Raw genomic sequence first — 13,651 nt, forward strand, 5'->3', positions numbered from 1 at the left:
AAATACGTTCCTGATTTAAACTAATTTCAGTTTATAAGACACGAAGGATTTGGCCAAAAGTCCTGCTTTAGTATAATTAGAAACACGAATTCTTGCCGTTCCAATTTCGTGACAAGGCATGTTTTCTAATTTATTTAAAAGCTTTTTATAATAAACAAAAGCCGTGTAAACTCCAAACTTCGCTTCAATAGGCAATTTTAAAATCCCTTGATAAGCAACATCAAAATCTTCCTGAATTTCTTTAACGATTGCAGTTTTAGCCTTTTCATCAAAAGAATTTAAATCGACTCCCGGAAAATAATTTCGGTTCAAAACTAAAGTATCATCTTTCAAATCGCGCAAGAAATTGACTTTTTGAAAAGCAGAACCCAATCGCATGGCTTCGGATTTTAATTCCTCATATTTATGGTCTTTTCCGGCAACAAAAACCTTGAGACACATGAGTCCGACCACGTCAGCAGAACCATAAATATATTCATCATATTCCGCTTTACTATCGTAATCTGATTTCACTAAATCCAATTTCATACTTTTCAAAAAAGCCTGAATCAAGTCATCGGAAATATTATATTGCTTTACAGTTTGCTGAAAAGAGTTTAAAATAGGATTCAGACTTATTCCCATATTAAACGATTTATAATATTCTTTTTCGAAATCATTAATCAATTCTTCCTTATCGAAACCGTGAAATGAATCCACAATTTCATCGGCAAAACGCACAAAACCGTAAATACTGTAAATAGCATCTCGGATGCTTGGGGAAAGCATATATACCGCCAATGAAAATGAAGTACTATAGCTTTTAGTCACCAGTTTACTGCATTTGAAAGATACATCATCAAATAATTGCTTCATATTTATTGATCTGAAAATTGCTTGTTTATTAAATCTGACACTAATTTTCCTGAGATTAATGCTGGTGGAACGCCTGGTCCAGGAACGGTTAATTGCCCCGTGAAATATAAATTTTTTACTTTTTTACTTTTCAGTTTTGGTCTCAAGAAAGCGGTTTGCAATAAAGTGTTTGCCATTCCGTAGGCATTCCCTTTATACGAATTGTATGCTGAAACAAAGTCATTTTTACAGAATGACTGTTTAAATAGGATATTATTTTTTACACTTTGTTGCGTTAAAGTCTCAAAACGGTCTATTATTTTATTAAAATATTCTTCCCTCAATACCGAAGTATCCTGGATCCCAGGAGCCAGCGGAATTAAAAAGAAACCAGATTCCATTCCTTCCGGTGCTGCGGTTTTATCAGTCAAAGAAGGGAAATTTGCATAAAACAATGGTTCTTTTGGCCATTGCGGTTCATCATAAATGTCTTTGGCATGCTGATAAAAATCAACATCAAAAAACAAGGCATGATGCGAGATATTTTCTATTTTTTTATTAAAACCTACGTAAAACAATAATGACGAAGGTGCAAAAACTCGGCTGTCCCAATATTTTTCAGAATACGCCCGATGCTCCTGATCCAATAAAGTTTCCGTATGATGGTAATCAGCTCCACTCAAAATCAAATCAGAAGCAATGGTTTCTCCATTTACCACTATTGACTTAGCTGTTTTGTTTTCAACAAGTATCTTTTCGATATTAGAATTTGTTTTGAATGTAACGCCTAATTCTAAAGCTAAACTTTCCATGGCGCGAACGACATCAAACATTCCAGTTTTTGGATGCCAAGTTCCCAAACCAAAATCGGCATAATTCATAAAACTATAAAACGATGGCGTGTCCGATGGTTTTGCACCGAGAAACAATACCGGAAACTCCAAAATTTGAATTAATCGTTCATTCTTGAATTTCTTGCGGACATCGCGGCTAATAGTACTAAAAAATTGTCCAACTTTCATTGCCGTCTCAGGTGTCACCAATTCAAGAGGAGAAACTCCGGGACGGTACACTAAATCTTTTATGGCAATGTCATAATTACTTTTGGCTTCAGAAATAAAATTATTTAAAACTGCTCCGCTTCCTTTTTCGATTGCCTCAAAGGTCGCTTCGATTTCAGCTAAATTATCAGCAATGGCAATAAATTCGTTTACTCCAAAATAAACGCTATACGCGGGAGAAAGTTTTACAAGCTCATAATAATCGGCTGTTGTTTTACCAAAATCAGCAAAAAAACGATCAAATACATCCGGCATCCAATACCAGCTTGGTCCCATATCAAAAGTAAAACCATCTCTTTTTAACTGTCTGGCTCTGCCTCCAATACTATCATTTTTCTCGTAAACAGTAACCTCATGACCACTTTTAGCCAAATAGCATGAAGCAGCCATAGCTGCAAATCCAGAACCTATAATTGTAATTGTTTTTTTCATTTGTTTAGCAAATATACAAAAAGTTTAAACAAAACAATTAAATCCCATCCACTAATTCAGAAATGGAATTGAAAATAGAAATTTTGTCTGAAAGTCCTTCTTTATTTATAAACTCCACCAAACGTCCAGTATACCATAACTCCGTATTTTCATCCAATAACTCCTCTGCCATTTTTTGAATATATCCATCTAACATATCTCTTTCAGGCTGCACCGTGAGATACGAAACAAAAATAATAGAATTGAAATGCCTTTTTATATCTTTCAAATTACTGATAGGCATACTTTCACCCAAGTAGATGGTTTTGTAGCCCAGCAATAGAATTTCATAATTCAGATACATCAAACCCAGTTCATGAATTTCATTCATAGGAAGTGAAAGCACAAAAACTTTATCCTTTTTAGTTTGTTTTAAAACTTGGAGTTTTTCGGTATTTATTAATAATTTTTGTTTGATTAAATAGCTGATAAAATGCTCGTGGGCCGGTGTTATCGTATCCGATTGCCATAATAATCCCAGCTCGTTCATCAAAGGAATAAAGACTTGAAGAAATATTTCCTTAAATGATTTTTCTGCAATAAGCCAATTGTATGTATTAAAAAACAATTCTTGGTCAAAATTCATCATCGCCATCTTAAACTCGCTAATAGCATGACTTTTAGCCGTTTTATTCGAAATTATTTCTCGTACAAGGGATGGGATTTTATCTTGCGGATAGGTAGCTATTTTTGAAATTTTATAGCCGTAATCATGAAGTAAAGTAATGTTTAATAGTTTTTGCAAACTAGCCAAATCATACAATCGTATATTAGTATCGGTACGCATCGGCTGAAGAATATTGTATCTTTTCTCCCAGATTCGTATAGTGTGCGCTTTGATTCCTGAAAGATTTTCAAGATCTTTTATACTAAATACACTTTTTATATTGTTTACCATTTTCCTGAATTTAATAAACAAATGTAAAATAAATTTTTATTGAAAATTTGAAATAATTGGAAAACTATTGTATTATTCTAAAGTGACATTGGTAAAAGCATTTAATTTGTCTAAATCAAGGATTGTTTTAGAATTATCATTGCTTCGAGTGTACATAGGTTCAAATTTTGCTCCATAAATAACTTCTTCAAAAGTATACGAAGTACGAATGGCAACAGTATTACTAAACATATCATCAAAGGTTTTTATAAAAACAAGGATTTCGCCATGAATACTATCAAAATCTTCTTTGGTTAAATTATACAGCGGGCTGTTTTCCGTTATGGGATGTACCAAGGTCCAGCTTAAGGTTAATGCATTTATTCTTTCCAATTCTAATGCTAAAGAATAAAATTTATTCGTCTTTGCACCATTCTCTTCCACACTCATTCCGAGAGTCATTTTGGCTTCAGCATCAGTAAAATTAGTATTTTTAAAAGGTGTAATTCTAATCATTAAACCCTTCGTTTCACCATAAGGAGCAATCAGGGCATTGTGTGAAAACTTCAAAAAAGCGGTGGGCTTACTGAAACGCCCAAAGAATAAACCGGTAGCAATTGCAAAACTCAACAATCCAATTAATGCTTCGGCCGCGGCAACTGAACTCGTCAAAAATCCAGAAGGACTGATGTGCCCATAACCTACCGTTGTAAATGTTTGTGCACTAAAAAAATAGGCCTGACCAAATTGAACCCAATTTGAACCTGTAGTATCAATCCCGTTCAAATGTTCGATTCCAATCCCATAATATATAATGGCAAAGACAAAATTCATACCCACGTAAAAGCCTAAAAGAATAAACATAAATTTCCATCTTGGCATATCAATCATGGTGTGATACCAACTAATGCGATGCAAAAGATGCATGCCTCGCTTCTCTACATTAGCAGTTCCATTTTTATTCACAAAACGCCCTCCATAATTATTGGCGTTTGTTCCAAAACCTGTATTCGTGTCTGTCTTTGCTTTTGAATTTATATTTTTCATTCCAGTTATTCTATCCATTTGTTGTGAAGTAAAAATAGCAAAAAACCCTTTATAAAAAAGAAGTCATTTAATCTTTCAAATAAGTCATTTCTTAGTCCAACCCTTTTTTACAACACTACTCTTTCACGTGTAAAAACATTTTTTTTAATTGGTCAATATTACTCTTTTTCAAGAACTATTTTTTGTTCTAATTTAGAAGTTTAATGCTAAAATATCTCTAAACAAGAAACACAATCATTTGAAAATCAATATCTTTATACATAATTTTATTCTTTTACATAAAACTTCCTATTATGTATAACGAGATCTTAAAAGATAGAATTGAGGCCGGCTTATTGCTTTCGGAGAAACTAAAAAAATACCAGAATAGCAACACCATAATACTTGCCGTTCCCAGAGGCGGCGTGCCTGTGGGATATGTAATTGCTAAAAGCTTACATCTTCCTTTAGATATTGTGCTCTCAAAAAAAATAGGACATCCTAATAATAAAGAATTTGCGATTGGTGCTGTCTCCTCAGACTCCATGATTCTTGATGAGCATCCTAATGTTCCCCAAAAGTACATTGATGATGAAATTATCCGACTGCGAAAATTAATGAAGGAGAAATATGAGCTCTACGCGGGCAACAGAAAACCGCTGGATATAGAAGGAAAAAATATAATTTTGGTAGATGATGGCATCGCAACTGGAAATACTTTGCTTGCCAGTATCGCAATGTTACGAAAAAAAAATCCAGCAAAAATAATCGTCGCCACGCCTGTAATACCTTATGACACCGTGCCTGTATTTGAAAAAAATACCGATGAGTTTATCTATTTGATAGCTTCCAAATATTTTAGAGGTGTAGGCGGATTTTATGAAGAATTCAATCAAGTGGAAGATGAGGAAGTGATGCAATTGTTACGTCTTCCCATTGGCACTGAATAATATGATTTTAAGATGCGGTTTTATTTTTAAAATTTGAAATGATGGAAAAATTAGATATAGATATCCCTTTATCATCTGTAACATTAAAAGGAGATTTGATAATTCCTGAAAATGCAAGAGGAATTATCATTTTTTCTCACGGAAGTGGCAGCAGTAGATTCAGTTCCCGAAACAGAATGGTAGCCGAGTTGATCCAAAAACAAAACATCGGCACATTCCTTTTTGACTTGCTCACCGAGGAAGAAGATGAAATTTATGAGAATCGATTCAATATTGATTTGCTGAGTGACCGATTGATAGAAACGACGCAATGGCTGATGGACTATAAGAACACAAAAGATTTACCCATAGGCTATTTTGGTGCAAGTACAGGAGCTGCATCGGCATTGCGAGCGGCGGCTTATTTTAAGAAAAAAATAAAAGCGGTGGTTTCCCGTGGTGGACGTCCAGACTTAGCCATTACCGAATTGCCACAAGTAACCGCTCCCACTCTTCTGATTGTAGGCGGTCTTGATGTTGCAGTTATCGGCATGAATAAAATGGCATACAATCAATTAGAATCCGTAAAAGAAATAAAAATAATCTCCGGAGCAACACACCTTTTTGAAGAACCCGGAAAATTACTTGAAGTAGCTGATTTAGCAATTGTTTGGTACAAAAGGCATTTGGTAAACAACGAAGAAAAACAACACACAAAAGTTTAACAATTAAATACAATCAATCATGGCAACAGTAAACACGTACATTACCTATAATGGGAAATGCGAAGAAGCATTCAATTTTTACAAATCAGTATTTGGTGGTGAATTTTCTTATTTTGGGAAATTTAAGGACATGCCTCCGATGGACGGCAAAACCTGTCCTCCCGGAGAAGCAGAAAAAATAATGCATGTATCCTTACCTATTAGTAAAGAAACGGCTATTTCAGGAAGTGACAGCTTTGAATCCTTTGGAACTAAAACCGTTTACGGGAATAATTTTTCGCTTTCCATTAATGCAGAGAGCAAAGAAGAAGCCGATAAATTATTCAATGCGCTTTCCGCTGGCGGAAAAGTGGGAATGCCGATGGAAGATGCATTTTGGGGCGGCTATTTTGGGACTTTTACCGATAAATTTGGCGTGAACTGGATGATAAACTTTGATAAAAGCCAAGCGAAATGAAACACACATGAAAAAAGTCAAACACGAATTTCACAAATTTACCCGAATTAATTCGTATAAATTTGTGAAATTTTTGTTTAAATATCAAGCCTAATATTTGTGTCTGTAATCTAGGATTTCCAGAAGCTTTTTTCTTAATACTTAATACTCTTATCTTGATACTTTATTACAAAGTTCATTTTCCTGTATCTGAGCAACAGCTTGTTTCAGCACTATATTTATTGATTCAAAAAGGGCTACCATTTGCTCTTTGTCTTGCGTTTCCCTAATCATTTTTTCAAGAGCTTTTACATCATCAACAATGGAAATTATTCCGAAAATTTCTATACTGGGTTTTATTTCATGAATCAATTGTCCCACTTCCATAAAATCATTATTAGCAATTTTTAGTGCTACTTTCTCGAGTATAATTGTAGTTTGTTTTACAAAAACTCGTATCATCGAATCTATAAAATTCAAATCACCTCTACTTAAATCATATACTGAATTTAGATTGTATAGTTTATTGGTAATAGCAATCTCTTTTGCATTCGCTGCCAATGAAGCCGTATTATTCCTGACATGCTTAGCAATAGTTTCAATCATTACTTTCTCATCAAAAGGCTTAGCTATATAGTCATCCATCCCTGCTTCATTGCATTTTTCAATTTCAGCTTTAAAAACATTTGCGGTAAGGGCAATAATTGGTGTAGTAAGTTTAAATTCATTTCTTATAATTTTTGTAGCTTCAATACCATCCATTTCCGGCATCTGGATATCCATGAGAATAACATCAAAATCTTGTCTTCTCAAAATTTCGAGCGCTTCAAGTCCGTTTCCTGCTTCGGTTACTTTACAATTGAAATATTGTAAAGAATTTTGGGCTACCATCCTATTTAGATCATTATCCTCTACCAAAAGTATTGATATATTGTCTATTCGAATTGACTCTTTATCAACATGTATCTTATTTATAATTTTTTCATTGCCTTTATTAAAACTAAGATTAATTCGAATTGTTGTTCCTTTATTTTTTTCACTTTCAACATCAATTCTTCCTTTCATTAATTGAACAAACTCTTTAGTTATAGCCATACCTAAACCCGTACCACCATATCTTCTGGTTATTGCTTTGTCTTCTTGAGAAAACTTATTAAAGATAGTATCAACAAATTTTTTATCCATTCCTATTCCTGTATCCGAAATAGAAATACTTACTTCTTGGGAAGTATCGGTATCGTTTATGAGTTCACAATTAACAGCTATTTCTCCTTTTTGTGTAAACTTTAAGGCGTTACCTACAAGATTAAACAATATTTGTTCCAATCGTAAGGCATCTCCATTTAACACTTGGTGAATGACTTTTGAAATATTCGCAGTAAGATGTAATCCTTTTTGTTCTGCTTTAGACTGAAGCACGCTGATTACGTTAGTTATAGCATTTTCAAAAACAAAATCTTCATAATCAAGCGACATCTCGCCTGCTTCAATTTTTGAAATATCTAAAATATTATTAATAATGGCCAATAAATGCTTCGAAGCAATGGAACCGTTTTCAATATATTTCTTTTGAAGTTCCGTAAGTTCCTGTTTTCCCAATTCTCTTAAAAACCCAATGATTGCATTAAGCGGCGTTCTTATTTCATGGCTCATATTAGCCAAAAAAGCTTCTTTAGCTTTCGAAGCTTCCTGAGCTTTTATTTTCTCCTTTTCAAGGTCGATTTCCAACTGTTTTTGTTCGGTTATATCTAGATGAACCCCAATAGAACCAATTAGTTTTCCCTCACTGTCAAACTCTGGCGCTCCTCCTATTGCCCACCATCTTAATTCTCCGCTTTTATTTTTGACCTGTATTTGATAAATATCCGAAACGCCTCTTTCTCTCAATTCTCTTTTGGATTCCATCATATCCAAATTCTCTTGAGAAACAAAAAGTTCTGTTGTGCTTTTCCCCAGAAGTTCTTCCATTTCAAAACCGGAAATATCAGAAAAACTCTGATTAGCAAATTGAATAATATCATTATTGTCGACTTCTACTAAGCCAAGATTCATATTGGCAATAATATTTCGGTATTTTTCTTCTTGATATTTTAGATTTTCTTCTGCTTTTTTCCTTTCCGAGATATCCTGAATAAAGGAACAGAAAAATGTTTCACCATTCTGTTTTATAGGAATTATAGAAATTTCTACGGGAAATTCATTTCCGTTTCTGTTTATGGCCGTAATTTCAAAATGTCTGTTTAAAACAGGCCCGTCACCCGTTTTCATATAATGTTTCATTCCCCTGTTATGTGCTTCAACATAACGATCCGGAATGATTATTTCTGATAAATCTTTCCCTAATACTTCCTCTTTCTCCCAACCAAAAATAGTTTCGGCAGGGCTGTTCCAAAAAGTAATAATTCCATTGCTGTCTATCGTTATAATCGCATTTAGCGAAGCATCCATAATCAGTCGGCTCCGTTTCTCACTTTGTTCCAAAAGATTCCTGTTTTGTATGCTTTGGGTAACATCTACATACCTCCAAAGATGACCTTCAGATTCATTACCTATAGAAATTGGGATATAGTCTCTTTCTAAAAAACGGCCGTCAATCGTCTCCAGAAGTTCATGGGTTACAATCTTTCTTTTAGCTAAAATGGTATTGATTCTGGAACTAAAAGCCTCAGGTTCCTTAAACAAATTTCTGTATTGTTCTTCTGAGTTGGTGCAATCCACTCCAATCATGGTTTCGGGCAGCATTGGAATTGAAAATACATCGCAAAACGATTGATTGGTGAACAATAGTTTTCGGTTTTCATCTTCCATTAAAATCCCTGCCGGAAGATTGGCCAATAATGTTGTTAATAATTCAACCGTTCGTGAAAGGCGATTTTCAGTTTCTTTTCTTTTTCTAATTTGTTCATTTATATATTTAGAAATAAAAAGTGAATTGTTCTTTTCTTCTTCATTAAAAGTATCATAATTTTCTTCATCTTCCTGAAGGCTTTCATATAGATTTTTAATGGTATGTGCCTTTAATTTATCCTCGCTTTTTAAATCTTCATTAACTTCGCGGTATTCTTTTTCGCTTTCTTGAAAAGCGTGGTTCATCAGATTTCTATCTCTTTCAAAAGTCAGATAAGAGTCATTAATCGCCTTAAAAAAAGATTCAAACTCATTATTTTCGGCAAATTCAAGAGTCAAATGTTTCTTTATTTGTTTCTGCAAAAGTTTATGAAAACCCATAATTAGTCTATTTCGTTTATACAAGTGATGGTCATGGTCTGGTTATGAAGTTCACAATTTTCCAATGGTTTTAATGGCGAAATTTCTCCATAAGAATAAAAGCCGGTAAGTGTGGTATGGTCTCCAAAAATGGCTGCCACTGCCTCGACTTCTTCTTCAATTCTATTTCCAAGAATTGTTTTTCTGCCAATACAACTAATTAGTATCGCTAATTTAGGCTTGTCGTTGGACATTTCTAAACAAGAAATTGCAGCCTCTGTTGAGGCATCAACTAATTGGTCAAAATTTGCTTTCGCAAACCGGACTTTACTTCCTTCCGGAATGTCACCAGCAAAAGTCATCGTTTGATTTTCGGTATCAATGGAGAGAATAGCTCTAACAACAGGGTCCTGATCTTCTTCTAATTTAATTGATAACGGAAAATGCTGCGCTGACTCTGGCAGCTCATCCGCATATTCGCCTAAATAGTTTTTATATATGCCAAGTGCACTTTTATTATCTATTTCAAATAAAACATTTGCCTTCGCTTTGGTAATTGTCCTTTCTATACCAAAAGTTTCCCAACCCCCTGATGAACCATGAGACAAAACCAATTTATCCCCATAAAAACCTATCGCAATAATATTTCCTGATTCGGGTCTTTGATTTAACCCAACAACTGTTTTTTCAAATTTTGTTCCATCGCCGGCTAAGCCGCCTGTTATCAAAACCCCATTATTTTTAGAAAAATTCATTCCTTTTACCAGTTCGCTCCCGTTTACTTTTCCGCCATCAGAAAGCACAAAAATGAGTTTTAAATTTTCTTGTGTAAAATTTTGAATAAGTGCTTTACCCGCTTCAAAGCTGGAAGAATAATCATCGATACGAACTTGTGTAGTTTCTAAAGAAGTTGATTTGAATTGAAGAGCAACCAATGAGATTGTGTTGTCTAAAACTTCATTTTCAAAAATTTCTCCGGCAGAGGAACATAATGCAATTTGGGCATTTGGAAATTTATTTCTAATTTCATTAAAGGAATTGTCTTGAAACAGTAACTCCCTTGATCCGAAACCAATTATTAATTGGGCTTCATTGAAATTCATATTCTCATTATTTCTTTCTTTGAAAAAAATATTGTTTTTGTACAATAATGACGCTATTTTCATACCTATTATTATGTTAGAAAGACTGAGTTAATACCATTTAAAAGAATAACACCTCTATATTTTCCAATATGCCAATTATTTATTAATGCGATTTTAAAGATTTTTTTTTTAAAATAGCCTTAAAAAATGCGAATCTAAAGAACATTTATTGTGTTTTAATCCCAAGCTTAATCCTTTACTAAAATAGTAAAAAAAAGAAATCAATATCATTATTTTTTAAAAAAAAGGAAGAAAAAACTTAAAAGTGAATTTATAATTGCAAATTCCTTAAATCGGGATTTTTGGAGTTTGATAAAACAATCGCTTTTTTTCCTAAATTAGTTGAATCAAAATAAATGCTATGAAAAAACTAACCAAAGAAGATATCAGTCAGGAAGTATTTGACTTATACGATGACTACGCCTATAACAAAATTGAAAGAAGACAATTCGTTGAGAAACTATCCTTGTTTGCGGTAGGAACGCTTACGCTTCCGTCACTTCTTAGCTTTATGACACCCAATTATATCGATTCTGTCTTGATAAAACCCGGAGATCCAAGGTTGAAATCAGAATATATCACCTACGATTCTCCCAAAGGCGGAGGAAAAATTAAGGGACTTTTATCCCAACCCACGGCAACCAAAAAGAAATTACCGGGAATCATTGTTGTACATGAAAACCGCGGACTGAATCCGTATATTGAAGATGTAGGAAGAAGAGCCGCTGTGGAAGGATTCATCACTTTGGCGCCGGATGCTTTATCGCCACTAGGCGGTTATCCCGGAAATGATGATGCGGGAAGGGAATTACAAAAAAAACGCACCCGCGAAGAAATGCTCGAAGACTTCATTGCAGCCTACGAATACCTGAAATCACACAAAGATTGTAATGGACATATTGGTGTGGTAGGATTTTGTTTTGGCGGTTGGATTGCCAATATGATGGCGGTCAAAATCCCAGATTTGTGCGCAGCAGTTCCGTATTACGGCGGACAACCCACTGCTGAAGAAGCCGAAAAAATAAAAACACCCATCATGGCGCAGTATGCCAGTTTAGACACCCGTGTAAATGAGGGCTGGCCTGCTTTTGAAGCCATACTAAAAAAGAATAAAGTAGAACATATCGCTTATTTCTATGAAGGTGTGAATCATGGTTTTCATAACAATACGACTCCCAGATACGATGAAAAAGCCGCCACTTTATCGTGGACACGAACCATTGATTTTTTCAAGGAGAAATTGAAGAAGAAATAATTACAGAATGTTACTATTTAAAAATCCCGTGATTGGGGATTTTTTTTATGTTTAGTTACCTAATATTTTAAAGAAAATATTTGGTAACTACAAAGCAATAACTTAGTTATCCCTAAATTGTTCTATTTTTAATTTCCATTTAATAGCGATAAAAAATGTCGGATAACTTTCAAAAATATGGCAGCCTGTTTCAAGTAGATGAAGAACATTTTGATACGTTTTTTTCTCTATTAAAAAGTATTACGCTTGAAAAATCAGAGTTCTTTTTGCAACAGGAAGAGAAATGTCAGTATATTGGTTTTGTGAAAAATGGTTCGATGAGAAGTTTCTATATCAATGAAAATGGTAATGACGTAAGTTTTATTTTCCATTTCAATAATCAGTTCTTTACCGATTATGAAAGCATATTGTGTGACAAAAAATCAAATTTAAACATACAAGCAATTCACAAATCAGAACTTTTGCTATTACATAAGGATGATTTACAAAAATTATATAACAAAGAAGCTTATTGGCAAGAGTTCGGTCGAAAAATGACGGAAAAATTATATCTTGATGCGAAGAAAAGAATAGAAGACTTACTATACTATACCCCTGAAAAACGATATAAGAATCTATTAAAAGAAAATCCATTGGTTTTCCAACAAATCCATCAAAAACACATTGCAAGCTATTTAGGTATTACACCACAATCTCTTAGCAGAATAAGAAAACGAATTGCTACTAATTAACTTAAGTTAACAACTATTGAAATTTAAGTGGGTAGCTTTGTGTTTCAACAATTAAAAAAAAAAATTATGGCAACAAAAGATTTGACCATTATTTTGGTCCACGGTGCTTGGGGCGATGGCTCCCATTGGCAACACGTAATTCCTGCATTGGTAAAAGAAGGCTACAAAGTGCGTAGCGTTCAAAACCCTTTAACTTCTTTGCAAGACGACATCAATAAAACAAACGATTTAATTGATGCACAAGAAGGCAATGTTCTTTTGGTGGGACATTCATATGGTGGCGCTGTAATTTCAGGAGCTGGAAACCACGAAAAAGTTGTCGGCTTGGTATTCATTGCTGCATTTGCTCCAGACGCAGGAGATAGTTTAGGTGCGCTTTTAGGACGCAGGGCAGGTTCAGGTGGAGCCAGTATTTACCCAGACTCCAAAGGTTTTTTATGGATTAAGTATGATGAATACCACAAAAGTTTTTGCCAAGACTTAAATGAGGAAGATACCTTGGTAATGTCTTTAGCGCAAAGACCGATCCATGGTCAATGTTTTGGAGATGAAGCAGGTGAACCTGCTTGGAAAAATAAACCGAGTTGGTATCAAATTTCTGATAATGATAATATGATACCACCAGAAACTCAGAAAGAAATGGCAGAAAGAATGAATCCTAAAAAAATCATTAATCTTGACTCAGGACACGCCTCTTTGGCATCTCACCCAAAAGAAGTAACAGCGCTGATTTTGGAAGCAGCGTCAACATTTAAATAAAACATACCTCAACTGAGATTTAGAATAGTAGAGCAACAGTGCTTAATTGGACATTTATGCATCTTAGCATCAGTGTTTAATTAGGCATTTGTTCTTAAAATTCTCCACCATCGCAAAGCCCTGACCGCATGTATAGATCACAATAAAAACACGAATCTTCCTTTTACATCAATTCAAGTTTATACACTCAAAAAC

At 34.2% G+C, this 13,651-nt stretch carries 12 protein-coding genes; 6 read left to right on the forward strand and 6 right to left on the reverse strand.

What is annotated here, in order from left to right; all coding sequences use genetic code 11:
- Positions 1-15: 15 nt before the first annotated feature.
- From E0I26_RS15710 to E0I26_RS15725, 4 genes are all read right to left on the reverse strand, one after another.
- Complete coding sequence (locus E0I26_RS15710) at positions 16-855, reverse strand: phytoene/squalene synthase family protein (RefSeq protein WP_131917392.1); 840 nt, start codon at positions 853-855, stop codon at positions 16-18.
- Positions 856-857: 2 nt separating this feature from the next.
- Positions 858-2,327 (reverse strand): phytoene desaturase family protein, encoded by a 1,470-nt coding sequence (locus E0I26_RS15715; protein ID WP_131917393.1) that lies wholly within the window; start codon positions 2,325-2,327, stop codon positions 858-860.
- A gap of 37 nt (positions 2,328-2,364) precedes the next feature.
- Positions 2,365-3,264 carry a MerR family transcriptional regulator gene (locus E0I26_RS15720; RefSeq protein ID WP_131917394.1) on the reverse strand — a complete coding sequence of 300 codons (900 nt, stop codon included), beginning with the start codon at positions 3,262-3,264 and terminating at the stop codon, positions 2,365-2,367.
- Between the two features lie 72 nt (positions 3,265-3,336).
- Positions 3,337-4,290 (reverse strand): ion channel, encoded by a 954-nt coding sequence (locus tag E0I26_RS15725; RefSeq protein WP_235831791.1) that lies wholly within the window; start codon positions 4,288-4,290, stop codon positions 3,337-3,339.
- A 293-nt stretch (positions 4,291-4,583) separates the two neighbouring features.
- Between E0I26_RS15725 and E0I26_RS15730 the strand changes: the two genes are divergently transcribed.
- The 3 genes from E0I26_RS15730 to E0I26_RS15740 are packed head-to-tail and all read left to right on the forward strand — an operon-like array spanning position 4,584 to position 6,380.
- On the forward strand, positions 4,584-5,219 hold the full coding sequence (locus E0I26_RS15730) for a phosphoribosyltransferase (protein WP_131917395.1): 636 nt from the start codon (positions 4,584-4,586) through the stop codon (positions 5,217-5,219).
- Between the two features lie 41 nt (positions 5,220-5,260).
- Positions 5,261-5,923 (forward strand): dienelactone hydrolase family protein, encoded by a 663-nt coding sequence (locus E0I26_RS15735; protein WP_131917396.1) that lies wholly within the window; start codon positions 5,261-5,263, stop codon positions 5,921-5,923.
- A 19-nt stretch (positions 5,924-5,942) separates the two neighbouring features.
- Positions 5,943-6,380 carry a VOC family protein gene (locus E0I26_RS15740; protein ID WP_131917397.1) on the forward strand — a complete coding sequence of 146 codons (438 nt, stop codon included), beginning with the start codon at positions 5,943-5,945 and terminating at the stop codon, positions 6,378-6,380.
- 150 nt (positions 6,381-6,530) lie between these two features.
- On the opposite strand, the gene E0I26_RS15745 is transcribed toward E0I26_RS15740, so the two are convergent.
- Both E0I26_RS15745 and E0I26_RS15750 read right to left on the reverse strand, forming a co-directional pair.
- Positions 6,531-9,587: a PAS domain-containing hybrid sensor histidine kinase/response regulator gene (locus E0I26_RS15745; protein ID WP_131917398.1), complete on the reverse strand. Its 3,057-nt coding sequence runs from the start codon at positions 9,585-9,587 to the stop codon at positions 6,531-6,533.
- A gap of 2 nt (positions 9,588-9,589) precedes the next feature.
- Positions 9,590-10,732 carry an FIST signal transduction protein gene (locus E0I26_RS15750; RefSeq protein ID WP_131917399.1) on the reverse strand — a complete coding sequence of 381 codons (1,143 nt, stop codon included), beginning with the start codon at positions 10,730-10,732 and terminating at the stop codon, positions 9,590-9,592.
- A 340-nt stretch (positions 10,733-11,072) separates the two neighbouring features.
- On the opposite strand from E0I26_RS15750, the gene E0I26_RS15755 reads away from it, so the two are divergent.
- The 3 genes from E0I26_RS15755 (at position 11,073) to E0I26_RS15765 (ending at position 13,456) form a co-directional block, all read left to right on the forward strand.
- Positions 11,073-11,966, forward strand: a complete 894-nt coding sequence (locus E0I26_RS15755; protein WP_131917400.1) for a dienelactone hydrolase family protein — start codon at positions 11,073-11,075, stop codon at positions 11,964-11,966.
- A gap of 155 nt (positions 11,967-12,121) precedes the next feature.
- Positions 12,122-12,697: a Crp/Fnr family transcriptional regulator gene (locus tag E0I26_RS15760; protein WP_131917401.1), complete on the forward strand. Its 576-nt coding sequence runs from the start codon at positions 12,122-12,124 to the stop codon at positions 12,695-12,697.
- 66 nt (positions 12,698-12,763) lie between these two features.
- The gene (locus tag E0I26_RS15765; RefSeq protein WP_131917402.1) at positions 12,764-13,456 is read left to right on the forward strand and encodes an alpha/beta hydrolase; all 693 of its coding nucleotides are present in this window, start codon (positions 12,764-12,766) and stop codon (positions 13,454-13,456) included.
- Positions 13,457-13,651: the final 195 nt, after the last annotated feature.

The organism is Flavobacterium rhamnosiphilum, from assembly GCF_004349195.1.
GTDB lineage: Bacteria > Bacteroidota > Bacteroidia > Flavobacteriales > Flavobacteriaceae > Flavobacterium > Flavobacterium rhamnosiphilum.